The sequence below is a fragment of the Bosea sp. BIWAKO-01 genome, assembly GCF_001748145.1.
Lineage (GTDB): Bacteria > Pseudomonadota > Alphaproteobacteria > Rhizobiales > Beijerinckiaceae > Allobosea.
This window is the reverse complement of sequence record NZ_BCQA01000001.1, coordinates 6,027,304-6,052,987: the sequence shown is the minus strand read 5'-3', so window position 1 is coordinate 6,052,987 and position 25,684 is coordinate 6,027,304. Positions and strand designations below refer to the sequence as shown.

22 protein-coding genes and 1 pseudogene are annotated in these 25,684 nt (G+C 64.5%); 13 read left to right on the top strand and 10 right to left on the bottom strand.

Annotated features, from left to right (window positions below):
- Positions 1-53: 53 nt before the first annotated feature.
- On the top strand, positions 54-974 hold the full coding sequence (locus tag BIWAKO_RS28135) for a LysR family transcriptional regulator (RefSeq protein ID WP_069881463.1): 921 nt from the start codon (positions 54-56) through the stop codon (positions 972-974).
- On the opposite strand, the gene BIWAKO_RS28130 is transcribed toward BIWAKO_RS28135, so the two are convergent.
- From BIWAKO_RS28130 to BIWAKO_RS28115, 4 genes are all read right to left on the bottom strand, one after another.
- Entirely contained in the window at positions 968-1,345 is a 378-nt protein-coding gene (locus BIWAKO_RS28130; RefSeq protein WP_069881462.1) for a hypothetical protein, read from the bottom strand. The two genes, BIWAKO_RS28135 and BIWAKO_RS28130, sit on opposite strands and share 7 nt — an antisense overlap.
- A gap of 491 nt (positions 1,346-1,836) precedes the next feature.
- Positions 1,837-3,537 (bottom strand): arylsulfatase, encoded by a 1,701-nt coding sequence (locus tag BIWAKO_RS28125; RefSeq protein ID WP_069881461.1) that lies wholly within the window; start codon positions 3,535-3,537, stop codon positions 1,837-1,839.
- A gap of 258 nt (positions 3,538-3,795) precedes the next feature.
- Positions 3,796-4,014: a hypothetical protein gene (locus tag BIWAKO_RS28120; protein WP_069881460.1), complete on the bottom strand. Its 219-nt coding sequence runs from the start codon at positions 4,012-4,014 to the stop codon at positions 3,796-3,798.
- 142 nt (positions 4,015-4,156) lie between these two features.
- Positions 4,157-4,744, bottom strand: a complete 588-nt coding sequence (locus BIWAKO_RS28115) for a Chromate resistance protein ChrB (RefSeq protein WP_069881459.1) — start codon at positions 4,742-4,744, stop codon at positions 4,157-4,159.
- 133 nt (positions 4,745-4,877) lie between these two features.
- Between BIWAKO_RS28115 and BIWAKO_RS28110 the strand changes: the two genes are divergently transcribed.
- Positions 4,878-5,639 (top strand): COG4280 domain-containing protein, encoded by a 762-nt coding sequence (locus tag BIWAKO_RS28110; RefSeq protein ID WP_069881458.1) that lies wholly within the window; start codon positions 4,878-4,880, stop codon positions 5,637-5,639.
- Entirely contained in the window at positions 5,636-5,842 is a 207-nt protein-coding gene (locus BIWAKO_RS28105) for a hypothetical protein (protein WP_069881457.1), read from the top strand. The genes BIWAKO_RS28110 and BIWAKO_RS28105 overlap by 4 nt, the downstream gene beginning before the upstream one ends.
- Positions 5,843-5,849: 7 nt before the next feature.
- Here the strand turns inward: BIWAKO_RS28105 and BIWAKO_RS28100 are convergent, their stop codons facing one another.
- Complete coding sequence (locus tag BIWAKO_RS28100; protein WP_069881456.1) at positions 5,850-6,323, bottom strand: GNAT family N-acetyltransferase; 474 nt, start codon at positions 6,321-6,323, stop codon at positions 5,850-5,852.
- 211 nt (positions 6,324-6,534) lie between these two features.
- Complete coding sequence (locus BIWAKO_RS28095) at positions 6,535-7,587, bottom strand: LacI family DNA-binding transcriptional regulator (protein ID WP_069881455.1); 1,053 nt, start codon at positions 7,585-7,587, stop codon at positions 6,535-6,537.
- Positions 7,588-7,729: 142 nt separating this feature from the next.
- On the opposite strand from BIWAKO_RS28095, the gene BIWAKO_RS28090 reads away from it, so the two are divergent.
- The 8 genes from BIWAKO_RS28090 (at position 7,730) to BIWAKO_RS28055 (ending at position 13,615) form a co-directional block, all read left to right on the top strand.
- Positions 7,730-9,037 (top strand): ABC transporter substrate-binding protein, encoded by a 1,308-nt coding sequence (locus BIWAKO_RS28090; RefSeq protein ID WP_069881454.1) that lies wholly within the window; start codon positions 7,730-7,732, stop codon positions 9,035-9,037.
- A gap of 6 nt (positions 9,038-9,043) precedes the next feature.
- Complete coding sequence (locus tag BIWAKO_RS28085) at positions 9,044-9,994, top strand: carbohydrate ABC transporter permease (RefSeq protein ID WP_069881453.1); 951 nt, start codon at positions 9,044-9,046, stop codon at positions 9,992-9,994.
- A gap of 82 nt (positions 9,995-10,076) precedes the next feature.
- Positions 10,077-10,850, top strand: coding sequence for a carbohydrate ABC transporter permease (locus BIWAKO_RS28080; protein WP_244523694.1), 774 nt, complete (start codon positions 10,077-10,079; stop codon positions 10,848-10,850).
- Between the two features lie 7 nt (positions 10,851-10,857).
- Positions 10,858-12,042 carry an aminotransferase class V-fold PLP-dependent enzyme gene (locus BIWAKO_RS28075; RefSeq protein ID WP_069881451.1) on the top strand — a complete coding sequence of 395 codons (1,185 nt, stop codon included), beginning with the start codon at positions 10,858-10,860 and terminating at the stop codon, positions 12,040-12,042.
- A gap of 523 nt (positions 12,043-12,565) precedes the next feature.
- Complete coding sequence (locus BIWAKO_RS28070) at positions 12,566-12,829, top strand: DUF1488 family protein (protein ID WP_069881450.1); 264 nt, start codon at positions 12,566-12,568, stop codon at positions 12,827-12,829.
- Between the two features lie 28 nt (positions 12,830-12,857).
- Complete coding sequence (locus tag BIWAKO_RS28065; RefSeq protein ID WP_069881449.1) at positions 12,858-13,070, top strand: hypothetical protein; 213 nt, start codon at positions 12,858-12,860, stop codon at positions 13,068-13,070.
- Positions 13,071-13,081: 11 nt separating this feature from the next.
- Entirely contained in the window at positions 13,082-13,315 is a 234-nt protein-coding gene (locus BIWAKO_RS28060) for a hypothetical protein (RefSeq protein ID WP_069881448.1), read from the top strand.
- 36 nt (positions 13,316-13,351) lie between these two features.
- A complete protein-coding gene (locus BIWAKO_RS28055; protein WP_069881447.1) occupies positions 13,352-13,615 on the top strand; it encodes a hypothetical protein in 264 nt (87 codons plus the stop codon).
- Here the strand turns inward: BIWAKO_RS28055 and BIWAKO_RS34495 are convergent.
- The 4 genes and pseudogenes from BIWAKO_RS34495 to BIWAKO_RS28040 all read right to left on the bottom strand — a co-directional run.
- Positions 13,612-13,836 (bottom strand): annotated as a pseudogene (locus BIWAKO_RS34495) (integrase core domain-containing protein); the annotation flags it as partial. The gene BIWAKO_RS28055 and the pseudogene BIWAKO_RS34495 sit on opposite strands and share 4 nt — an antisense overlap.
- A 6-nt stretch (positions 13,837-13,842) precedes the next feature.
- Complete coding sequence (locus tag BIWAKO_RS28050) at positions 13,843-14,295, bottom strand: GNAT family N-acetyltransferase (RefSeq protein WP_069881446.1); 453 nt, start codon at positions 14,293-14,295, stop codon at positions 13,843-13,845.
- Between the two features lie 537 nt (positions 14,296-14,832).
- On the bottom strand, positions 14,833-15,234 hold the full coding sequence (locus BIWAKO_RS28045; RefSeq protein ID WP_069881445.1) for a hypothetical protein: 402 nt from the start codon (positions 15,232-15,234) through the stop codon (positions 14,833-14,835).
- A 371-nt stretch (positions 15,235-15,605) separates the two neighbouring features.
- The gene (locus tag BIWAKO_RS28040; protein WP_244523569.1) at positions 15,606-16,502 is read right to left on the bottom strand and encodes a DMT family transporter; all 897 of its coding nucleotides are present in this window, start codon (positions 16,500-16,502) and stop codon (positions 15,606-15,608) included.
- Positions 16,503-16,668: 166 nt separating this feature from the next.
- Here BIWAKO_RS28040 and BIWAKO_RS28035 point away from each other — a divergent pair, with 166 nt between their 5' ends.
- Positions 16,669-17,130, top strand: a complete 462-nt coding sequence (locus BIWAKO_RS28035; protein ID WP_069882865.1) for an Lrp/AsnC ligand binding domain-containing protein — start codon at positions 16,669-16,671, stop codon at positions 17,128-17,130.
- Between the two features lie 679 nt (positions 17,131-17,809).
- Positions 17,810-25,621: a peroxidase family protein gene (locus BIWAKO_RS28030; RefSeq protein WP_069881444.1), complete on the top strand. Its 7,812-nt coding sequence runs from the start codon at positions 17,810-17,812 to the stop codon at positions 25,619-25,621.
- The last annotated feature ends 63 nt before the right edge of the window (positions 25,622-25,684 follow it).

Below are 25,684 nucleotides of genomic sequence, written 5' to 3'. Positions count from 1 at the left end.
CCGATCTTGGCGGAAGAAAACGCTCGAATGATCGTGTCTCGGGAGAGTCAGGAATGGATTCGCTGAGCGGCCTGATGGCCTTTGTCCGGACCGCCGATCTCGGCAGCTTCGTCATGGCCGGGCGCGTGCTCGGACTGTCTGCGTCGGCGGTCGGCAAGGCCGTGACCAGGCTCGAACAGCAGCTCGGCATCCGGCTGTTCCAGCGCTCAACCCGCAGCCTGCGGCTGACCGAGGAGGGGCGGGCCTTCCACGAGCGCTGCCGGCGCATCCTCGACGATCTCGACGATGCCCGCGCCATGCTCGCCCGGACGATGGACGTGCCGCGCGGGCGCCTGCGCGTCAGCACGCCGATCGTGAGCTACCACCTGCTCTTGCCGGTCCTGCCGGAGTTCATGGCGCGCTACCCCGAGATCGAGGTCGATCTCGATTTCAACGACCGCCTCGTCGACCTGATCGACGAGGGCGTCGATGTCGCGATCCGCAGCGGCGAACTCCCGGATTCGCGCCTGATGACGCGGACCCTGCGCCCTTTCCAGATGCTGCTCTGCGCCGCACCGTCCTATCTGGAGCGCCACGGCAAGCCGGAATGCCCGCGCGACCTCGACGGGCATCTCGGCATCCGCTTCCGCTATCCCAACAGCGGAAAGGTCCAGGCCTGGCCGCTCACGCTCGTGGCTGGCGAGGCGGAATTGCGCACGCGCACGGTCCTGACCTGCAACAATATGGAGGCGCTGCGCGGCGCCACGGTCGCCGGCCTTGGCATCGGCTGCATGCCGGATTTCCTGGTGCGGGACCCGTTGGCGAGGGGCGAGCTGCTCACCCTGCTCGATGACCGGATCGATGCTCCCGGCCATTTCAGCCTGATCTGGCCCTCCAACCGCAACCTCTCGCCGAAGGTCAGGGTCTTCGTCGATTTCATCGGGGAGCGCCTGTTTTCAACCCGCTGCGAAGCGCCTCCCCAGCCGTGTCAGTGAGGCGACGGCAGCTTGTCCAGCAAGGTGCGAAGTCCGCGCACGGTGGTCTCGTCGAAGCTGATATCGATATCCACGCCGGAGCGGGTCTTGGTCCGCAGGATCAAGGTTCCATCATCGGCCATCACGAAACTGGTCTGTTCGGCGAGCACGGCGTTGACGACGTCGGCATGTGACGGGGAGCCGCGCATCTCGGCGGCGTGCATGGCTGCCGCTTCGAAGCGCGACAGGAAATCCCCCTCGAGCAGGCGCGGGATGTGAAGGATGAAGCGGCGTCCATTGCTGTCCGTCAGATCGAGGCAGCTGGTTTGCCCGCTCGCGGAGGCACCATGGCCATTGACCTGGCTCAAGAGGATCGTGGCGGGCTCGGTCATCCCTGGCATTCCCTGGATTTGCTGATCTCACCCGCCTCCTTAGCCGTTTCACTGCGAAGTCGGAACTTTGCAGGAGGGTGGTTTGCCGAGATTCGACGCCACCGGCTAAGCGTCAGCTCCCCACCGGCTTGTCGCTGGCTGGCCGTTGCGGCTCCGGCATCGGCCTGGACCGGCGTTGACGCTTGCATCGACGGCCTCGGCTTCAAGCACTGTGCGTCCGAGGGGCCAGCGACCGACGTCATGGCCATCGTCCACCACGGCGAGATCGACCGATAGTTTTCCCACCCGCGCCGGAATCAAGCGTGTGCAGCTTGCGTTCTCGCCCAATCTCCGGCGCGACCGAAGAAAAGCGGGCAGCTCCGACAGCGCCGCCCGCCGCTCGCTTCGCCCAGATCATCGAGCCGGATATCGTACCCAGTCCGATGATCTAACCCTTTGTCCTTGCATCGGCTTTGCCCGGAAAACCGCAATCCGCTTTTCGGGCCGATGCCTTAGTTGCCGGGCTTGTTCTTGATGGCCTGGTCGATCTGCCGCTTTACGGCCTCCAGATTGAACGAGGCCGGGTCCTGCATCGGTGGATAATCGATCGCGGTCCGAGCAAGCTTGGCGACCTCTTCCTGAACGGAGACGAACCGCCAGAATTCCCGGGCGTAGAAGTCGTTCATATAGCCGCCACCGAGGTCATTGAGGCTCTGGCCGCCGATCGACGGGGTGCGCTCGAAGGGATCCTGGCGGATATTGACCATGGTCGGCATGTCGGTGGTGACCTTCGCGCCGGGCCAACCCTGGGGCTGCTGGTAGAACTGGTACTTGAAGTTCTCGATCCGGACTGCGCCGAGTTGCGGGCCGCCGAAATAGAAGAACTCACGCCGCGCGGACGGACCGTTGCCTTGCAGCAGATCGATCTGGCTATAGCCGTCGAGATGGTTCTTGTAGGTCCTGTCGCCCAACGCCACGCCCTTGAGGAGCTGGCCGGTGATGTCGCTATTGCCGGCTGCAGCCAGGAGCGTCGGGAACCAGTCCAGCGCCGAAAAGATCCCGTTCTCGACCGTGGCGGACTTGACCTTGCCCGGCCAGCGAATGATCGCCGGTGCCCGGAAGCCGCCTTCCATGACCGTTCCCTTGGTCCCTTTGAAAGGGGTCATCCCGCCATCGGGCCAGGTGAAGACTTCAGCGCCGTTGTCGGTGGTGAAGATGACGATCGTGTTGTCCGCCTGCCCTGAATCCTCCACGCATTTCAAAAGGGCGCCGACGCTGTCATCGAGCTGCGCCATGCCCGCCTCTTCAAGGCCGAAATTGGTCTTGCTGTTCATCAGCGCCTGATATTTCGGCGACAGGAACGTCCAGACATGCATGCGCGTCGTGTTGTGCCAGACAAAATACGGCTTCTTGTCAGCCTTGGCCTTGTCCATGAAATCACATGACGACTTGACCAGGATTTCGTCGAAGGTCGTCATGTCATATTTGGCCTTCGGCGTGATGTCGTGCATGTTTGGCACGTTGCTCATATTGGGGTAGGGCGCCAAAGGCCCCTCATCCACGATCCTCTGCTTGCCGACCTTTCCCCAGCGCGGCATTTCCGTCGCGTCATCCACGGTTGTCGCAAAGGTATGCAGCAAATTGCGGGGGCCGACCTTGTCGCGATAGGACTGCTCGTCCGGGAACGAAAACCAGAACGGATCGGACATCGCGTCGAGGTGGTAGAGATAGCCGAAGAACTCGTCGAAGCCGTGCAATGTCGGCAGGAACTTGTTCAGGTCGCCCAGATGGTTCTTTCCGAACTGGCCCGTGGCATACCCTTGGGTTTTCAGAGCCGTGGCGATCGTCGCGGCCTGGGCCGGCATGCCGACATCCGCGCCTGCTTGTCCAACAGTGGTCAAACCCGTGCGCAAGGGGATTTCGCCGGTGATGAAACTTGCCCTGCCGGCGGTGCAACTGGCTTCGGCATAGTAATCAGTGAACATCATTCCCTGCGCCGCCAGCCTGTCGAGGTTGGGCGTCTTCCCGGACATGATCCCTCGGTGGTAGGCCCCGACATTGAACCAGCCCACGTCGTCGCCCATGATCACGAGGATGTTGGGTCGCTGTTGCTGCTGGGGCTGAGGTTGCTGCGATATCGCAGGGAAGCTCGCTCCCGTCAGCATGGCGATACTTGCAGAGAGACCAAGCCATTCGCGTCGACCAATTTTCATGTCCGACCCTCCAGGATGATGCTTGCGGCCGCCCCTGGTGCCCGCGGGCACGCTCAAGACCGAGTCAAATTGGCGGCGGTGGTGGTTTAACGAGAAAACTGGGCTCGGCTCTACTGTACCTTGGGCCAGTATCGAACGGGTCCGTTGGCGCTTCGATGCCCCAGGAACGACAATTCGAAGGTCCTGACTGGCCAGGCTTCGTCTGCCACCGGCGCCGCGCAGGCGTCCTGCCCAGGCATCTTCGTTCCGATCAAGCCGCTAGAATGCCCGCTCGCTCGTCTCGCGAAGCTTCTCGGCCTCGGAGCGGAAGGTCCGGTATTCCCAGCGCCCTGTGACGGGGTGGCGCCGATGCCAGAGCGCTTCCAGCCAGAACGGCCCGGCGTCGTCGCTCGGGAAGACCGGCCGCCACGCATACCATCCGCTCCAGATGCAGTCCGCAGCTGGGATCGGGCCGACATCGCGCGGGGCAGCCGTCATGATGCGTCTCCGCTAGGGCGCTGGTGAAAATGGAATCCTCTGCAATGCTTTATCGCCTTGTCTTCACGTGATTTCGCACGCCGGACCGCTACGTGGCCGGCCGGAATCGCTCTGTCTTCACGCAATTCCGGACGCAGAACCGCTACGCAGTTTTGCTGGAATTGCTCTGCCCCTTCGGCGCCTCGGGGGACATGTTCTCCTCCTGCGCCGAAAAGACATTATGCGCGTAAGCGTCGAGAATAGCTTCCGACTTGACCAGGCGGCCCGCTGCCTCTTCGGCGCGATTGGCCTTGTAGAAATCGAGCTTCTGGATCTTGGCGATCCAGGTCTTGAACTTGGTCAATTCCTGCTCGTTCTCCTCGAGCTCCGCGAAGGTGAAGTGCTTGACGCGGGTCTCCTCCGCAATCTCCTCCTCGAAGGCGATGCATTTCTCGATGAACTCCGTGTACTCGTCGTCGCGGTCGGCATTGAACCGGGCGATGATCTTGTCCTGCTGCTTCTGGTCGAGGCCGACTGTCGCCAGCAGCAGCGCTTCGCCCTCGGCCTCGGCGATCTCGTTCTCCAGCATCTTGAGCCGCCGCAGGTGGTCATCGGTCTTGGGCAGCACGCAGACGCCGCCCTGCAGGTAGACCGCGCCCATGCCCTTGAGCTTGCGCCAGATCGAGACCCGCTTCCGCGCCGGCTCGGCGGGCACCTTGTAGGTCAGCAGCAACCATTCCAATGCAGGCATCGGCTCTCCCAGAATCTCTTGAATGTAACAGCCGTTACAAATACAATGAACGTGACATCGCGTATCGAGCATACCATGGCCGCGCCAGGAAATCTCGTTCTGCTGCGCCGCCTGCGAAACGAAAGCGACAACCATGATCGCATGGGCAACGGCCGCCCCCGCCATTTCCGCCGCCTTCCTCGCCTCGCTGGTCGAGGTGGTCGAGGCCTTCACCATCGTGCTCGCGGTCGCAACGGTGCAGGGCTGGCGTCCGGCCCTGGCCGGGACGGCAGCGGGGCTCGGCGTCCTCGGCCTTCTGGTCCTGGCCCTGGGGCCGGTGATCGACCGCGTCCCGCTCCAGAGCCTCCAGCTCGTCATCGGCGTCCTGCTCCTGCTGTTTGGCCTGCGCTGGCTGCGCAAGGCGATCCTGCGGGCGGCGGGCATCATCGCGCTGCATGACGAGGAGCGCGCCTTTGCCAGCGAGACGGCCAGCCTGAGCGAGGCGGCGCGCCTTGACGCGACGCGGCGCAATTGGATCGCGGGCCTCGCCGCCTTCAAGGCGGTCGTGCTCGAGGGTGTCGAGGTGGTCTTCATCGTCATCGCCGTCGGCGCCGGGCGCGGGCTGTTGTGGCCGGCGGCGCTCGGCGCGGTCGCGGCCTGCGCGCTCGTCCTGGTCATCGGATTAGTCGTCCACAAGCCTCTGTCGCGCGTGCCGGAGAACACGCTCAAATTCGGCGTCGGGGTCATGCTCTCGGCCTTCGGCGTCTACTGGACCGGGGAGGGGCTCGGCGTCGCCTGGCCCGGCCATGATCTCGCGATCCTGGTCCTGGCCGCCATGTTCCTGGCCATCGGGCTCAGCCTGGTGCCGCTCGCCCGCCGTCCCCGGAAGATCGAGCCTCAGGAGATGGCCCGATGAACCTGTTGCGTCTGATCGTTCGCGAATTCGTCGGCCTGTTCGTCGATGACGAGAAGCTGGCCCTCTCCATCCTGGCCGTGGTCGGGGCGTGCGGGCTGCTTGCCCGCTACCAGCAGGGCACTTCCATCACGGTCGGCCTGTTGCTGCTCTTTGGCTGTATCGGCGTGCTTGTCGTCAGCGTCCTCCAGGGCGCGCGGCGATAGGGCTGGATCAGCGCGTCATTGGATCGATCCGATAGAGCTTGGAGATCAGCCCCTCCTGCGAGCGATAGGTCCGGAAGCCCATCGCCTCGTAATAGGCGAGGCCCATGCCATTGGCCTCGCCGATGGTCGCATCGATGTTTCGCAAGCCGAAGGTCCTGGCGGCCTGCATCGTTGCCTGAAACAGCGCCGAGCCGACACCCTGGCGGGCGGCGTGAGGGCTGACATGGGTTCCGATGATCCCCCAGCCCTCGGACACCCCGTAGGGATTGCCCTTGACCGCATGGCGCAAGGACTGGAACCCGAGAATCCGCCCCTGTTCGTTCTCCGCGACGGAGCATGCGATGCGGTGTTCCTGCACGATATAATGAGCCAGGACCCAGTCGGGATCGCCGGCGCTCTTTCGGAGCCCTGCGGCGAAGATCTCGTCCAGGGCCTGGCTCATGCCCTGCGCATCGGCCGATAGGGCGGGTCTGATCTTCATGCTGAGTCTGCTCTCATGGACTGGCGGGACTTTACCGAACGATCGCCCGTCGCGGGAAGGCCGGATGTCCGCCCCGACCGCCGTCGGGGCAAGGGGCGGCGCTGGCTCCATGCTCCGTTCCGCCGGCTCCACGCCCTGCGCGGCGATAGGGCGAGCGGGCGAAGCCTGTATCGCTCCAGCGCCGCCTCGCGCTCGATCTGCGCGCCCCGAGCTAACCCCGTCCGTTCGGCTTGCGCGGCATGGTTGGCGCGGTCGATTGCCTGACGATCAGCTCCGGCGGGAAGATCCGGCTTTGGACGGGCTGCGCTTGTCCCATCGCATCGACCAGGCAGTCGATCGCCGCATGCGCCATCGCCGAGAGCGGCTGCCTGACACTGGTCATTGGTGGGTTCATCAGGCGGGCCAGGAACAGGTCGTCGATGCCGACCAGCGAGATGTCGTCGGGAATCGCCAGGCCCTGTTCGCGCAAGCCCGCCGCGAGGCCGATCGCCAGCAGGTCGTTCATCGCGATCACGCCGGTCGGGCGCTGCTGCAGTCTTGCGATGGTGAGTCCGGCATCGATCCCGAGTTCCGCGATCATGTCGTCGCCAAACTCGTTCGGCGGCAGCGAAATCTCATGGACATGCCCGTCCAGCCCATGCCTCCGCGCTGCCGTCCTGAAGCCGTTCAGACGTGCCGCGCGCGCGGCCGTTTGAAGCGGTCCCGTGACATAGGCGATATGCCGATGTCCCAGACCGACGAGATGATCCACCGCAAGCGTCGTGGCCAATGCGTTGTCGGTCGATACGACGGTGATGCCCTGGGCTGCCGACAAGGCGGCATTGCCCTCGAAGGCGACGATGGCGAGCCCCTTGGCGGCAAGGCCGGAGAGATGCCGGGGGTTCAGCAGGGACGACCCGGTGATGATGCCGCGAACGCCGAAAGCTGCCAGTTCCTCGGCGAACTCGGTCTCCCGCTGCGGGTCCCGGTAGGTGTTGCACAGGATCACCTGATGCCCCCGGGCCTGGGCGGCATGCTGGATGGCGGTGGCGATTTCGCCGAAGAACGGATTTGCGACCGAGGGCACCAGAAGCCCGATCACGGCTGAATGCCCGGTCTTCAGCTGCCGCGCGGCCGAACTCGGCTTGTACCCGAGTTCCGCGACGGCGCTGCGGATGCGCTCAAGCGTGGCGGGGGTCATCTTCGCATGTCGATCGTTCAGGAAATTCGAGACACTTGAAGCGGAGACGCCGGCTATCCGCGCCACATCGAGAATGGTCGCCACCCCTTGGTTTCTCCCCTTTTTGGTGTTGGTGCATCGTTGCACCGATGCTGGAACCGTGCAACAAATCGCGACAACAACTGTGCGGCCCTCTCGCGGACGAGCGAGAATCAAGGGCCGAAGCAGGGTACCAAGGGAGAGCGAAATGGGCATGAAGGCATCACGGCGTGATGTGTTGCGTTTCGGGGCGCTGATCGCGTCGCCGGCCATTCTGAAGCTGACGGGCGCAGGCGCGCTGTCCTCGCCGGCGGCTGCCGCGGAGCCGGGCCGCCTGCGTATCGCCTGGTGGGGCGGAACCGACCGGGCGCGCCGGACGCAGGCCGCGATCGATGCCTTCAAGCAGGCGCGTTCCGGGCTCGAGATCGCTCCCGAAACCGTGGGCTGGGACGCTTACTGGACCAAGCTGGCAACCCAGGTCGCCGGCGGTAACGCGCCTGACATCATTCAGATGGACTACCGCTACCTGCCCGAATATGCGCGTCGTGGCGCGCTGCGGGCGCTCGACGATCTCGTCCCTTCGGTCATCGACCCCAGCGACTATGTCCCCTCGGTGCTCGAGGCCGGCAAGATCGACGGCAAGCTCTATGGCATCCCCATGGGCATGAACAGCGACGTCCTGCTCTATGACAAGACGATGCTGGAGAAGCTCGGCCTGCCGGCGCCGAACCCGGACATGAGCTGGGCCGAATTCGCGACGCTGGGCGAGAACATCACTAAGAAGGCGAACCGCCGCGGCTATTTCGGCTCGGCCGATCCCAGCGTGATGGAGCCCGAGCTCGAATACTGGGTGCTGACGCGTGGCCGTACGCTCTATGACAAGGACGGTCGTCTCGGCTTCACCCGCGACGATGCCGAGTCATGGCTGGCGCTCTGTGCCGAGATGCGGGGCAGGGGCGCCATCGTTCCCGCCGATCTCGCCGCGACCGACAAGATCACCATCGACAGCGACCTGCTGACGACGGGCCGCGCCGCGATCACCTTCACGAACAGCAACCAGATCGTCGGCTACCAGGCCGTCAGCAAGAGCAAGGTCGGGATGGCTTTCCATCCCAAGGGCGAGAAGCCGGGCGAGTATCTCAAGCCCTCGATGATGCTTTGCGTCTCGGCGACGGCTGCCGATCCCAAGACCGCTGCAGCCCTGATCGACTTCATGGTGCTGAAGCCCGAAGGGGCGAAGCTGCTTGGCGTCGAGCGTGGCGTCTCGCCCTCGGAGAAGATCCGCGCCCTGCTGGCGCCGGAGCTCGACGAGGGCGGGCAGATGCAGGTCGAGCATCTCTCGCAGCTGAGCAAGCGCGGACCGGCGCCACTTCCGCCGGCGCCGCCGAAGGGCGCGGCCGAAGTCACCGCCCTGATCCGTCAGGCGGCCGAGAAGGTCGGGTTCAAGCAGCTCACGCCGCAACAGGCGGCCGAGCAACTGGTCTCCGAGGCCGAGCGCATCCTCTCGAAAGCCTGATCATCCATGGCTCACAGTGCCAGTCTCGCCGCCTCAACGCCGGGCCGTGTCGCCCGGCGTCGCTGGGACGGCGTCAGGAATGCCTTGCCCGGCTATCTCTTCCTCGCGCCGTGGCTGGCCGGCTTCGTGCTGTTCACGCTCGGCCCGACGCTCGTCTCGCTCTATCTGTCCTTCACCGACTTTGACCTGTTGCGCGCGCCGCAATGGGTCGGGGCGGCGAATTATCAGCGGATGTTCTCCTCCGACCCGAAATTCTGGGCGTCGGTGAGCGTGACATTGACCTATGTCGTCCTGTCGGTGCCGCTGAAGCTCGCCTTCGCGCTTGCGGTTGCGATGATCCTCGATCGTGGCATCGCGGGGCTCAGCATCTATCGGGCGATCTTCTATCTGCCCTCGCTGCTCGGGGGCAGCGTCGCGGTCGCGATCCTGTGGAAGCAGGTCTTCGGCTATGAGGGCCTCGTCAACGAATTCCTCTGGTTCGCCTTCGGCATCAACGGACCGAGCTGGATCTCGAATCCGGCAACCTCGCTCTACACGCTGGTCCTGCTCAGCGTCTGGCAGTTCGGCTCGCCGATGATCATCTTCCTCGCCGGGCTGCGCCAGATTCCCCGGGATCTCTACGAGGCAGCCAGCATCGACGGCGCGACGCGGCGTCAGCAGCTCACCCGCATCACCCTGCCGCTGCTGGCCCCCGTGATCTTCTTCAACCTGGTCCTGCAGACGATCGAGGCGTTCAAGGCGTTCACGCCGGCCTTCATCATCAGCGGCGGCACCGGCGGCCCGGTCGACTCGACGCTGTTCTACACCCTCTATCTCTATCAGCAGGGCTTCGCCTATTTCCGCATGGGCTATGCCTCGGCCCTGGCCTGGGTCCTGTTGCTGACGATCGCGGCCTTCACGGCGCTCACCTTCTTCTCGCAACGCTTCTGGGTCTATTATGAAGACGATCAGCGCTGACGGCCGCGTCGCGCCGGAGGAGACCGACCGGTCGTGGCGGGCGCTTCCCAAGCATATCGCGCTCGCGCTCGCCTCGCTGGCGATGCTCTATCCCTTGCTCTGGATGCTGAGCAGTTCCTTCAAGCCGGAGGACGAGATCTTCAGCGATCTCTCGCTCTGGCCGAAGGCGGTCACCTTGGCCAGCTATGTCGAGGGCTGGTACGGCCTCGGCATCAATTTCGGCCGGTTCTTCCTCAATTCGCTGATCGTCTCGGGGCTGGCCGTCGTCGGGAACCTGGCGGCCTGTTCGCTCGCCGCCTTCGCCTTCGCGCGGCTTGACTTTCCGCTGCGGAAATTCTGGTTCGCGGCGATGCTGGGCACGCTGATGCTGCCCTATCACGTCACCCTGATCCCGCAATATGTGCTGTTCCAGAAGCTCGGCTGGCTCAACACGTTCTGGCCGCTCGTCGTGCCGAAATTCATGGCGGTCGACGCCTTCTTCATCTTCCTGATGGTGCAGTTCTTCCGCGGCATCCCGCGGGAACTCGACGAGGCGGCCGTCATCGACGGCTGCGGACCCTGGCGGATCTACTGGAGCATCATGCTGCCCCTGTCCAAGCCGGTCCTGGCGGCAGCCGCGATTTTCTCCTTCATCTGGACCTGGGACGATTTCTTTGGGCCGCTGCTCTATCTCACCGATGTCGCCAATTACACGGTGCCGCTGGCGCTGCGCGGCTTCGTCGATGCGACGAGCCGCTCGTCCTGGGGGCCGCTCTTCGCCATGTCGGTGCTCAGCCTCGTCCCGGTTTTCGCAGCCTTCCTGATGTTCCAGCGCCATATCATCGAGGGTATCGCGGCCTCCGGCCTGAAACGGTGAGGAAGCGATGACAGCGACCGCCACCTCCGTCTCGCCCAAACCTGCCGAGCTCGGCGCCTCGATCCGCGGGGAATGGTTGCTCGACTGGAGCAAGCTGACGGTCAATCACGGCGCCTATGGCGCCACGCCCAAAACCGTTCTCGCCGCCCAGGACGTATGGCGCCGGCAGATGGAGAGCCAGCCTTCGCTCTTCATGCGCTCGGTCCTGCCTCCGGCCCTGCGGCAGGCGGCAGATGCGCTGGCGGATTTCCTCGGCGCGAAGGGCGAGGACCTCGTCTTCGTCGACAACGCCACGAGCGGCTGCAACGCCGTGCTGCGCTCGCTGGATTTCGCGCCGGGTGACGAAATCCTGATCCTGAGCCACGCCTATGGCGCGGTGCGCAACACGGTCGCCTATCTCGCCGAGCGCAGCGGAGCCCGCATCGTGGAAGCGCCGATTGCGTTTCCGCAGCCCAGCGCCACGCAGATCGTCGCGGCTGTCGCGGCCGCCATCACGCCACGCACCCGCATCGCGGTGCTCGACCATATCACCTCGTCCAGCGCGCTCCTGCTGCCGATGGCGGAGCTGATCGCGGTCTGTCGCGCTGCAGGCGTGCCGGTGCTCGTCGACGGAGCCCATGCGCCCGGCCAGATCGCACTCGATCTCCAGGGCCTCGATGCCGACTGGTATGTCGGCAACTGCCACAAATGGCTGATGGCGCCGAAGGGCTGCGCCTTCCTGTGGGCCAGACCGGACCGCCAGGCAGCGATCCATCCGCTGACGATTTCGCATGGTTTCGCTGGTGGTTATCTCGCCGAGTTCGACTGGACGGGCACGCGCGACCCCAGCGCCTTTCTGGCCGTGACGGCCGCGCTCGCCTTTCACCAGGACCTCGGCGGTGCCGCCCTGCGGGCGCGCAATGCCGATCTCGCGGGGCGTGGCGCCGAGATCCTCGCAACAGCGCTCGGTACTGAAACCGGCTCCGGGCCGGAGCTCGCGCGGGCGATGAGGCTCGTGCGCCTTCCCGTGCGCTTTGAGGCGAGCGCGGAGGGGGCGTTGGCGATCCGGCGGCGCTTCGAGGTCAGGGGCTGCGATGCGCCGGTTTCCGCTCTCGCCGGTGGGCTGTGGCTGCGGCTCTCGGCCCAGGCCTATAACGAGGAAGCCGATTACGAACGGCTGGCCGCGCTGGTGCAGGCTGCGCTCGCGGAGTGACGGGGCGGACGCTGGGGGCTCTCGGCCCTCGGTCACGCACATGGCAGGGGCAGGCGGCCTTTGCCTGCGCTACCTCCGATCCCAACCCGGATCCAGGCGGCTCGTTTGACGAGGACCGGGCGGCGCGGCCATGCCGGCCGCTTTTATTCTGGCGCCAGCCTTACAAACCGTGCCACGGTTCCCCATGTGCAAAACACGGTCGCCGAGACCAAGCCGCCTGGCGGTTGATTTGTTTCGGCGTGGCCGTCGTTGAGAAAACAGCTGGCTTGTTCGACCCATCCGAGATCCGCCGTGGCGTGATTGACCGCCGCGCGCGGCGTGTGCCGTATCTTCATAACGTCCGAGGCCGTATCATGTCCGGCGTTCGGCGATCTTTCGGACGCGTTGGTGTGGCGACGGCGCATATGAGACCTTTCGTGATGGCGCTCGGGCGGCAGGTGCAGCCGTCGCAGTCGTCTGCGACGGAAGCCTGTGCTGGCGTCGCCGGCCGCCTCGCACCGGCGCAGCCGGGAGGACACTGACGATGAGCCTCAATTTTCCCAATTCGATCCGGCGCTTCGACGCAGGGCGCGCCTGCGTCAGCTTCTGGGGTTCCGACGCATCGCTGGAGGTCTCGTTCCAGGTCGATTTCGCGGCTTTGCACAAGCTCAGTCCGAACGCTGGCGATGCTGAAGCAGCCGTTCTCGATGTCTTCGACCGGAACCGCGACACGATTTACCAGGCTGCCCGCTCTGCCTATTCCCGCCATCGCGGCGGCTATCACCGACTGACGGCGGAGAGCTTTTGATGCCCCGCGCCCCAAGGACAACGAAGACATGACGACGACAGCCTACAAGGCGGGGGATCTCCTCAGCCTCACCAACGACATGATCAATCAGCCGCGGCCAGGCCCGTTCGAGGTTTTGCGCGTCATGCCGTCGCGCGACAATGCCGAGGAGCAGTACCGCGTGCGCGGGCCCGATGGCCGCGAGCGCGTGATCGGCCATCACGAGATCGTCGGGAATGGCGCCGCCGTCGCGAAGATCTGAGGGGAAAACCGATGTCTGATCGTTCAAAGCTCATTGCCAATGCCGATAATGCGTTCCTGAGGACGCAGACCCAGTCATCGGTGCGCAACCGGATCATCTCCGAAGAGGAGAGTGCCATCCAGGCGCGCGAGGCCAAGACCGCGCGGCTGAAGGCGGAGCGCTTGGCCAAGGAGGCGCTCGACCGCGAACGCCTCGCAGCCGAGCCGCCGCCGAAGCCGAAGAAGCGCCGGCCCGCCTCCGCGTGAACGGACGGTCGGCATCCCGATCAGAGTGAGTGCTTCGTGGACATCACCGTCACCCAGAGCCCCGATGACACCGTCTGGCTGCTGAGCGACCTGCTCGGCCGGCCGATGGGCGAAATCACCGAAAACCCTGCGGGCGAGTTCCGGCTTGTCACGGCGGGCCAGGCGCTGGAAACGATGAAGGCCATGAAGCATGGTCCGTTCCCGAGCCTCGATGCGGCGCTGGCCGAAATCGAGCGCTTCACGCGCAGCGCCTGCCGCCGGGTCTCGGTGAAATCAGGGAATGGCGAAGTCCCGGCCTAGTTGTCGCTACCTTGAAGGTTGTTCCGCCTTGTCCATGGCGGCTTTCCGCCGAGGACAGAGTGAGGCCGGCGGCGGTTGTCGTCGTTTGCCCATGGCCCGGTGGCGGCGCGGCGCTCGGCGGAGCTCAGGTCTGGCATAGCCCATTCGCGCAGGCTGGTCTGAATGAGGCGCTCGGCCTTGCCGTTGGTTCGCGGGGTGGAGGGCCGGATGCGGAAACGGCGGGCGGGTCAGCCTGTGGCCGATGCGACCTTGAAGCGCGCGACCGTCTCACCGGCGATGACCTCGCCGGTCTCGCGAAAGCCGAAGCTGCGATAGAGCCCGGCGGCGCGCTCATTCTCCGGGTGATAGCTGATCGTGATGTGCGCGCAGTCAGGTTCGGCCGAGATCAGGGGCACGAGCGCCGCCAGCGCGGCGCGGCCGTAGCCCCGGCCTTGGAAGCGCGCGTCGATCATCAGCCGGTAGATCCAGTAATGGCCGTCATCGGGGTCCAGCGCATACATGGCGAAGCCGACGAGCGCGCCGTCCGCACGCACGGCGAGCGGTATGCATTCCGGCCGCTCATCGGCCTCCTCGAGCGATTCCTCATTGCTCGCGATCAGGTCGTCCTGCTCGGGAGAAACCGAAAGGCCGAGGATGGCTTGACGTTCGGTCGCGTCGAATGGCGTCACGGTAATCGGCATCGCGAGATCTCGTCTGCTGAGGCACAAGGCCCTGTCATGGCGGCCGTTCCTAGAGCAGGCCAAGATTGCACGGAGATGATCGTGGTCGGCCCGTTCACCACGACGACCCATCGCGGCCGCCCATCGCAAGCTCCCGGTACTTGGAACCGCGCGCAATCCCGCTGATCGGATGCGCCATAGATCACGCTGCGTTTGGACAAAATCGTCCAAACGCAGAAAACGTGATCGAGTCTTATCGTTTAGAGCATGCTTCGTACGAAAAACCGATGCTCGACGGCGAAACGCGGGGAGGGCGAACTCTCCAGGGACGCGGGCCGCTACATGGTCACCAACAGCTTCGGCACGCTCGTGAATCCGGCGATTGCCGGCCTGTCGCCGTCTGAAACCATCTCTCAGCACAACCTGTCGCCGAATACACGCCGCTTGACACTCCGGGCGCGGGTTCGACGTGCGCCCCGGCGAGACGAACGCATCGTCAGCTTCGCTGCCAAGCCGTCAATGGTGACGCCGCACCCGACAGCCCGTAGGCGGCACGGATCAGTTGCAGCGAAAGCCGCCGAAGCCGTCGGAACGGCAATACGTTCCATTGCTGTTTCGATAGCCGCCGAAGCCATCCGAATGGGTCGAACTGCCATCACTGTGTCGGAACCCGCCGAAGCCGTCCGATCGGCTCGAGGTTCCATCACTGTGGCGATAGCCGCCGAAGCCATCCGAGTGGCTTGACGACCCGTCATTATACCGGAACCCGCCGAAACCATCTGGACTAGCGGTAACGCCGTTGTCGCAGCGGTAGCCACCGAAGCCATCCGACGGGCAGTTCTGAGCAAAGGAACCACTCGTCGAAATCAGCAGCCCCGCGATTACAAGTGCAAGTAATTTTACGGGCTGATCGTAGATATGCCGATTGAGCATGAAAGAGAATCCAAAAAAATTGAACATGACGATCAGCTATTGTGGAGACGTTGATGTCAAATACCCGATCCAGGTTCAGTGCCACCTAGGTCATTGGTGCTGGAGAGCTCGGCGCGGTCATGCTCCGCGCTTGTGTCTGATCAACCTGGTGCGAACCGCGATGGCTCATTGAGCGTGCACCTGCGGCCCGCCGCGACAGACGAACCAGATCATGTGCAGGACAGGCCGGGCGCGCCGCTGCATGAAGGAGATGAAGCACGGTCCCTACCCGAGCCTGGATGCGGCGCTGGCCGAGATCGAGCGCTTCACGCGCAGCACCTGCCGCCGGGTTTAGGGCGGCGCACGGGAACGGCGAAGTCCCGGCATAGCGCGCCGCACGCACTTGCGCCGGCCCCGGTCTAGGCTCTCCTCAGGATCGGAAAAACCATTCCGCATGTGATGACGGCGATGGCGACGAACTGGGGCGGTGTCGGGATTTCCCCGAGCACCACCATGCCGGTCAGAACCGTCGTCACCGGGATACAGGGCATGAACAGCGAGGCCGGTTGCGGGCCGAGCTGGCGAACCACATAGGTGTAGAGAACGATCGCAGCCGCGCCGGCCAGGAAGCCTTGGACCACGACTTGCGTGATGATTTCGGCAAGCGAGGCGGCCCCGAGCCCGCTGGGCGCCAGGGCGTGCAGCAAAGGCAGCGGCAGGCAGGAGACGAGGACGACGGCGATCGTCGCCGTCACCGCATCGACCGACCAGAGCCGCGCCAGCACCGCATAGGCGGAGAACATGACGCCCGATCCGGCAAAGAGCAGATCGCCGCGCCAGGTGTCGCCGGCACTGAGCCCAGCATGGAAAACGAAGAGCGCGAGCCCGGCCATGATTATGCCGATGCCGATCAGGCGCGCGCCGGACACCGTCTCCTTGAATGCGATGCGCGACAGCACGAACGAGAAGAAGACGATGGAGGCGGGAGAGAGCGCGGCGGCATGGGCGGCCGGCGCCTGGGTCAGCCCCTGATTGATGATGAGCGGGTAGGGCAGCCCCGCCAACAGCGCCAGCAGCGCGGCTCTCCGCCAGCCCAGCGCCCTCAGCTTGCCGGTGCCGGTCGTCCAGAGCACGGGCAGGAAGACGAGACCCGCGCCGAGAAAGCGCAGGCTCACGATATCGGCCGCGGTCAGATGCTCGCGCAGGCTGAAGCGCGCGGCGACGAACTGGAGAGTGGTGATCGCAACGAAGGCCGCACCCGCCAGGATTGCCAGCCCTTTGCCGCCGGCACCGTCTCCGAGCATCGCATTGCGCAAGCGGGCCTCCGTGACGGTGGGTCGGTCCGGCGGGCATGGGGCCGCCGATAGAACCGGACTGCAACAATCACAGCCTATTGCCGGTACAGGTGCGGCTGAATATGCTCATTGCGTGAATGCGACGTGAGATTCACTCTGTCTTGGGTCATTTGGCGTGAAATATGAAATCGCCGATCTCGACGCGATCGACCGCAACCTGCTCCGGCTGCTGCAGGAAGACGGCCGCCGCACCACGCTCGAGCTGGCGAACCGGGTCGGCCTGTCCCCGACCGGGACCAGCCAGCGCGTCAAGCGCCTGTTCCGGGAGGGCTATGTCAGGGCCGTCAGGGCGATCCTCGATCCGCAGAAGATCGGTCGGGGCACCGTGGTCTTCATCCAGGTCCGCCTCGACCACACGGCCCCGCATATCTTCGAGCGGTTTGCCCAGGCGATCTCACAGGCATCCGAAGTTCTGGAATGCCACATGGTCATTGGTGGCTTCGACTATCTCGTGAAGGCGAGAATTGCCGACATGTCCCTGTTCCAGGACTTTCTGGAACGGGTGATCCTGCCTCTGCCCGGCGTCAGGGAAACCCATACCTACGCCTCGGTGGCCGATGTGAAGCCCGACGCCGTGTTGCCGATCTGAGGCGGCAGCACAAGGCGCAGGGGCGAGCTACCATTTCGGAGCGGAGTTCTGCGCCAACGTTCGGCCTGATCCTTGGTCTGCCGGATGCGGGCTATCGCCAGCTTGCGAACCAGATCGAAGGAATAGAATCGCGGGAAGGAGTCTTTGCGCGACGGTAGTTCAGTGCCGATTCTCGCCCTGTCCGGTCGCTGGCCGCCCCCGTGAGCTTATTCAGTCTGTGTCGTTCGGTCGTCTCTTCCGCATGGCAAGATTTTCAAATGCTGCCGCCATGCCGGGAACTCAGTGGGTGCGGTCCAACAGACCAAGGTCGGTGGTCTCGGTCCCGCTAGACCACGGACCAGAGGCACCAGACAGGCACACATTGGTCCCGAAATTGCGGTGACCTTGTCCTCTACCTGCCTATACGATGGAAGAGTTAATTTGCCCCTAATATAAATCTACGCTCTTCAACTGGGGGTTTGTCATGTCTTCAAGTTTCGTTGTAAACCTTGGCGATCTGAACAAGATACTCGAGCAGATCAAGGTTGCAGAGCGTAACGCTGCGGGTGAAAATCTTGTCGATATTATCGGTCAAGATGCATCTTTGCTGCCAATCGGCCTTAGAACGGTCGATGGCAGTAACAACCATCTCCTTCCAGGTCAGAGCCAGACTGGCGCTGCGGACGAAATCTTCCCGCGGTTGCTGACCCCGACCTATATCAATGATGCCGATGGCGACATCATGCCGCTCGGCCCCCCCGGAGCGCCGGTCGTCACCAATACCAATTACGACCCCACCATCACCTCCTCGAGCAACCAACCGGGCGTGAACGTCCACAGCATCGCGGATGCTGACCCTCGCATCATCTCGAACCTGATCGTCGATCAGACCCTGAACAACAGGTCTGCCCTGATCGCGGCGCTCGAAAGGAGTGCGGCGGCTGGGGGTATTTCGCTGACGCCGGGGTCTTCCGTAGCGGCGGCTGCCGCCGATCTGATCCTGGCCGCGCGTGATGCGGCGGCCGCGGCTGCTCCCTTCGCCGTGGCAACGGCGGCCGCTTACGCACAGGGGGTGACGAATGCGGGAACTGTACAGACGCAGATCAACAGCGCGCTTGCCAGCCTGACGGCGCTTCGCGCCGACGTGGCCGCCGATGGCGTCGTCGACGTCTTGACCACCGCAGGCGACGCCGTCGCGGCGGCGACCGCCGCCCTTGCGGCAGCAAGCGGCGTCCTGGCGGCGCTTCAGACGCCCGGCTCGGCTGCCGCGGCCGCGGACATTGCCAGCGCCCAGGCTCAGGTGAACGCCCTCACGACCTTTGTGGCGACCGTGACGGCCGTGCAGAGCGCCGTCAGCGACGGTGTCACCATTCCCGAATTCAACTCGGTCGTCCTTGCGGAGGCCACCGCCCAGGGGCTGGCGACCACTGCGGCGGCAAATGCGGTCGCGCTCTCCGGCGCCGTGGCCGACCCGGCTGGCCAGCACCTGGTCAATCTCCTCGCAGATGCCGGTCTCGAACTGTCGAACGATGGCTCGATCCTGATCGAGCACCGTTCGGCCGACGTCGGCCTCTCGCCGCCGAACAGCGCCTGGATGACGTTCTTCGGGCAGTTCTTCGATCACGGCCTCGATCTCGTCACCAAAGGCAACAACGGCACGATCTACATTCCGCTGCAGGCCGACGATCCGCTGATCGCCGGCAAGGACCATATCCTCGGCACCGCGGACGATCTCCCGGCGGCATTGCGCTTCATGACGCTGTCGCGGGTGACGCCATTCGACGCCGCCGGCAACCCGAATCCGCTCGGAACCGAGTCCCAGAACACGACGACGCCGTTCGTCGATCAGAACCAGACCTATACCTCCAGCGCCTCGCACCAGGTTTTCCTGCGGGAGTACAAGTTCAGCGTGGACTCGGTCGGCAATGACGGCATCGCGGACTCGCATGCCGTGAACACCGGCCACCTGCTCAACGGCGTCCATGGCGGCATTGCGAATTGGGCCGAAGTCAAGCACCAGGCACAAGAGAAGCTTGGACTGCTCCTGAATGACCTCGATGTGCTCGACGTGCCCAAGCTGCTCGTCGATGCATACGGAAAATTCACTCCAGGGCCAAACGGCTTCGCCCAGGTATTCGTGGCCGTCAAAGTCGTCGATGCATCGGGCGCGCTGGTTTCAACAGTGCCTGGCGAGTTCTTGATGGAAGGCACGGCGAGCGGACTTGATCTGCACCACCTGCCGACTCCAGCAGGTCCGGGACTTCCATCCTTGCTGCCAGGGCAGTCATTTGTCGTCTCTACCGTCGGCACGGGCCACGCCTTCTTGAATGATATCGCGCACGACGCTGTGCCGGTCAGCATCGGTGGCGTGTTGCAGCCTGATGGCAATTCGGTCGTTAATCCCGCCGGGACTGTCCTTCCAAACGATGGTCAAGGGCATAACACCCAATATGACGACGAGATGCTCAATTCTCATTTCGTGACCGGCGACGGCCGCGGCAACGAGAACATCGGGCTGACCGCGGTTCACACGATCTTCCATTCCGAGCACAATCGCCTCGTCGAGGCGAACAAGGATACGATCATCGCCTCCGGCGACGTGGCCATCGTCAATGAATGGCTCGCCGCCGATCCCAACAACGCCCGGACGGCGATCAGTCAGGCCGAGCTTAATGCCATCAATGCGCTGGCAGACCCGCTGGCAAAGGCGGCGGCGATCGATGCATTGGACTGGGACGGCGAGCGTCTGTTCCAGGCAGCCCGCTTCGTCACCGAGATGCAGTACCAGCATCTCGTGTTCGAGGAGTTCGCGCGCCGCATTCAGCCGAATGTCGATCCGTTCGTCTTCACCAACTCCGCCGATCTGGATCCGGCGATCGTCGCCGAGTTCGCCCACACCGTCTATCGCTTCGGCCACTCGATGCTGGTCGATACCGTGGACCGGCTCAACAATGATCTCTCGCTCGTCAATAGCGACAACGTGCAGGCCGACGATCCCGAACAGGTCGGCCTGATCGAGGCCTTCCTCAATCCGCAGGAGTTTACGGCCGGCGGCGTGTTCCAGGACAGCCTTGGCAATGTCGGATTCAGTGACGAGGTGGCGACCGGTGCGCTCATCCGGGGCATGTCTCGCTCGGTCGGCAATGAAATCGACGAGTTCGTCGTCGAAGCCTTGCGGAACAACCTGCTCGGACTGCCGCTGGATCTTCCCGCGTTGAACCTCGCCCGCGGACGCGACACCGGCATCCCGAGCTTGAATGATGCGCGCGCGCAGATCTACGCCACGACCGGCGCCGCCGATCTCAAGCCCTATACCAGCTGGGCCGACTTCACCCAGCACATCAAGCACCCGCTATCGGTGGTCAACTTCATCGCAGCCTACGGCACCCATCCCCTGATCGCCGCAGAGACGACCTCGGAGGGCAAACGTGCGGCCGCGATGGCCATCGTGCTCGGCACCGATCAGAACGTGCCTGCCAATGCAGCGATGCAGCCGCCGGTCCTGGCGCATACGATTCATGCGCCGGCCGACCGCCTCGACTTCCTGAATGCGACCGGCATCTATGCGGCGGACGGCGCCGGTCCCCATGACGACAGCCTTGGCGGGCTGAACCATGTCGATCTCTGGATCGGCGGTCTGGCCGAGGAGATCAACGAGTTCGGCGGCCAGCTCGGCTCGACCTTCAACTTCGTGTTCGAGTATCAGCTCGAGCACCTGCAGAACGGCGACCGGTTCTACTATCTCAGCCGCACGCAGGGCATGAACCTGCTCAACCTGCTGGAGCCCAATACGTTCACCGACCTGGTCATGCGCAATACGGACCTGGGCGACCTCCATTCGACGCATCTCCCGGGCAACCTCATGGCGGTTTCCGACATGATCCTGGAGCTCGACAAGCTGGCGGGGCAGGAGAACTACAGCGGCGTTGCCTCGCGCGACGGGACGGACCCAGCCGATCGCAGCCTGCTCGATCCCGTGCACTCCGATCCTTTCGTGCAAGGCATCGATCCCAAGGTTCACCGGGTCGAAGGGACGGCCCGCCTGGATGCCAATGGCAATCCGGTCCTCGATGCGGATGGTAAGCCAATCTTCGATGGCGGAATCCTGCAGTTCTCCGGCGGCGAGCACGTCGTTCTCGGCGGCACCGAAGGCAATGACAGGCTGTATGGTGACAAGGGCATCGACACCCTCTGGGGCGACGGCGGCGACGACTATCTGAATGCCGGCATGGAATCCGACCAGGTGTTCGGCGGCGACGGCGACGACATCATCGAGGATCCGTTCGGGGACAACTTCCTGCGCGGCGAAGCCGGTGACGACGTGATTGTCAGCGATGCGGGCCTCACCCTGATGTTCGGCGGGGAGGGGAACGATTTCATCATGGGCGCCACGGACGCGAAGGAGGTGTTCGCCGGCCCAGGCAACGACTTCGTTCTCGGCGGTTCCGCGCCCGATGGACTGATGGGCAACGAAGGCGATGACTGGATCGAGGGTGGCGAAGGCTTCGACGGTCTGTCGGGTGAAAATTCAGAACTGTTCTTCAACTCGCCGATCATCGGTCATGACATCCTCAACGGGCAGGGCAACGACACGGATTATGACGGCGAGTCCGGCGACGACATCATGGTCCAGGGCGCCGGCATCCAGCGCAATAACGGCATGCTGGGCTTCGACTGGTCCATTCAGAAGGGAGACGAAACCGACGGCGTCATCGATCTCGGCATCTCGCGCTTCGCCAATCAGCTTGCGCTGACATTGCGGGACCGCAACGACTCGGTCGAAGGTGCCTCGGGCTGGAAGCACAACGATACCTTGATCGGGACCAGCTTTCCGGTCGGCGCTGTCGGTGCAGGAACTGGCCCTGTCAACGGGCCGGCGACGGACAGCAAGCTTCTGTCTCAGAACGTCGACCTGATCCGCGGGCTTGAGGACTTCGTCAAGCTGGCGCCGGGTGCGGTCATCGGCCAATCGGCCGCGACCGTCGCGGCCATGGCGGTCCCTGGCTCGCATTTCCGCGATCTCGCTCCCGACACCACGGTCTTCGACCCCGGCAATGGTGGCGATATCCTGCTCGGCGGCGCCGGCAGCGATACCATCACCGGGAATGCCGGCAACGATCTGATCGACGGCGACCGCTGGCTCAATGTCCGGATCTCCGTGCATGCCACCAAGGACCCGGCGAGCGCCCAGCTGTTCACGGTCGATGGCCTGACCAGCCTCATCTCGGGAACCGGGAATGCTAATTGGGACGGAAAATCGATCGCCGACCTGATGCGGACCGGAAAGATCAATCCGGGCCAGCTCGAAGCGGTGCGCGAGATCATTTCCGACGGCGCCCTGGCAACCGACACCGACGTGGCGGTCTTCCACGGCAGCCGCGCCGACTTCACCATCACGCGCAATGCCAACGGAACTGTGACAGTGGTCGATACTGTCGTGGCGCCGGTCCTCGGGGCAGATGGCATCAAGATCCCGTTGATCGACGACGAAGGCACCGACACGCTCGTGAATATCGAGGTCGCGCGGTTCACGAACTATGATGCCAACGGTATTCCGACGGGAACGTTCACGGATGTGTCGCTTGCACGAGCAAGCGGCGCACCGACGATCACCAGCACCGGCACGAATGTCCTGACCGCCAGCACCGCTGGAATCGTCGATGCCAACGGCATTGCCAACACCATCCGCTACCAATGGCAGACCTCGGCAACGGGAACAGGACCTTGGACCAATGCCGGGCTGCCGACGGCGACTGCCACCCGCGCCATCACCGACGCCAACTACTACCGGGTGATCGTCAGCTATATCGATGGTGACGGGCTTGCCGAGTCGGTGACCTCCCAGATCGTTGCCCGGGTGGGAACCGGTGGGAACGAGACATTGAACGGCACCGCCGATCCAAACCTGATCAACGGTCTGGCGGGCAACGACACGCTCAACGGCCTGGGAGGCGACGACGTCCTCAATGGCGGAGCCGGCGCCGATACGCTGAACGGCGGCGCCGATAACGATACGCTCGTCGCCGGTACCGACACCGTCCCCGTCCGGGACGTTCTCGATGGTGGCACCGGGAGCGACACCGCGGACTATTCGGCGGCAGGCGCGGCATTGACCGTGACGTTGAACGGCGCAACCCCCGCGGTCGTTACGGGTTCGGGGACCACCACCGCCAACTCGGACACGATCGCCAATATCGAGAACTTCATCGGTGGGAGCGGCAACGACAACATCACCGGTGACGCCCTCGCCAACGCGCTCAGCGGCGGCGCCGGTAACGACGCGCTGACCGGCGGTCTGGGCAACGACGTGCTCAGCGGCGGAGCCGGTCTCGACACGCTGAATGGCGGCGACGGCAACGATCTGCTCGATGGCGGCGCCAATCCCAACGCTACGGGCGATGTCATGACCGGCGGCGCCGGCGACGACACCTATGTCATCGACGATGTCGCAGGCGCCACGGCCGCTCAGCGGGACCAGGTCATCGAGGCTGCGGGCGCCGCCGGCGGCATCGATACGGTGACCGGCTCGGTCAATCTCGACCTGGCACTCTACGCCAATGTCGAGAACGTCACGCTGACTGGAGCCGCGAATGTCAACGCGACTGGCAATGCCGGCGACAACGTCCTCACCGGCAATGCCGGCAACAACGCCCTGACCGGCGGCGGCGGCACGGACACGGCCGTATTCACCGGATCGGTGCTCGACCATACGCTCACCACGACGAATGCAGGCGTGCAGACGATTACGAGCGATGCCGACGGCCGCGACACGCTGACGACGGTCGAAAAGGTTCAGTTCGGCGCGACGGTCTACACCACCCAGCTGGGAACGGTGGCGGGGACGACGATCACCGGCTCGGCGGGCAATGACCTGATCTTCGGCCTTGGGGGCAACGATACGATCAATGCCGGCGCCGGTGACGATGCCATCGTCTGGCGGGTCGGCGATGGCCGCGATGTCGTCAATGGCGGAGCCAACGGAACGGTCGGCGATGCCTTCAGCATCACCGGCGACAATTCGGACGAGGTCTTCTCGATCTATTCCAGGTTCGAGTGGCTGAAAGTCGCAGGCAATCTCGCCAGCGATCTCAATGCCAACACGGATATCGTGATCACCCGCAACGGCACGGGTACGGCCTCGGTCGTGGCCGAGCTGGACCAGATCGAAGAAATTTCGATCAATACCGGCGGCGGCAACGACAGTGTCCTCGTGATCGGCAACCTGACCCCCTCGGATCTGCGCTTTAACACCATTACGGTGAACTCCGGCACAGGTGACGACACGGTCGACGTGACGGCTCTCGAATCGGCCCACCACGTCGTGCTCAACACGGGCGGCGGCTCCGACCATCTGGTTGGCATGCGTGCCCAGGATGAAATGAATGAGACCGGGCCAGCGTCTGCTGGCGGGTCCACCGGCGGCGCGGATGAGGACGACGATGATGACGACGGCGACGGTGATGACGGCGCCGGAGATGGCGACGATGATGATGATGACGGCGCCGGCACCGGTGGCGGTGATGATGATGGCGACGACGATTGCGGCTGCGACGACGGTGATGATGACGGGGCCGGCACGGGCACGCCGGCTCCGGGTCCGGGCACCAACCCCGGGACGCATGTCGGGACGGGGCTGGGCGACGTCCTGATCGGGGCGGCGGGTGCCGACAACCTGATCGGCCAGGGCGGCGACGATGTCCTGATCGGTGCGGGCGGCGACGACACGATCTCGGCGGGAGACGGCAACGACTTCGTCGATGCCGGGGAGGGCCGTGACGTGGTCTTCGGCGGGGCCGGCGACGACGTGCTGCTCGGCGGGGCCGGCAACGACCTGATCGAGGGCGAAGCCGGCAACGACCGGATCTTCGGTGGCACGGGCGACGACCGGATCACGGCCGGAGCCGGCGACGACACCGTGGTGGCGGGTGCGGGCAATGACGTGATCGTGGGCTCGATCGGTGACGGCAACGACGTCTATTTCGGCGATGACAGCGACGGCGGCTCGGGCATCGACACGCTCGATCTCTCGGCGATCCTGGCGAACCTGACGGTCGATCTCGGCACTGGCCTGCTCGGACGCGGCAGCGCGGTCAGCACGGACAGCGGCACCGACACGCTCTGGAGCATCGAGAACGTCGCGACCGGCGCAGGCAACGACACGATCACGGCCAGTGCCGCGGTGAACGTGATGGAGGGCGGGGCGGGCAACGACACCTTCCGCTTCCTGAGCAAGGAAGCGGCGGATGGCGACACCATCCTCGACTTCCAGCCTGGCGATAAGCTCGACCTCTCCGGCATCGACGCCAATGGCGCGCTTGCCGGCAACCAGAGCTTCACCTTGACCAGCGGCCCGGCCTTCACCGCCACCGCCCAGCTGGTGGTCTCCCACGAGACCCGGGCCGACGGCGACTACACCGTGGTCAAGGGCAATGTCGACGGCGACGGCGATGCCGACTTCCAGATCAACCTGAAGGGCAGTCACACCCTGACCGCCGGCAACTTCACGCTCTAGAAGCCGCGTCCTCCCGGCCGGCGGGGCCCGTGCCCGCCGGCCGCCTTCCTGCCGACTGCTTCT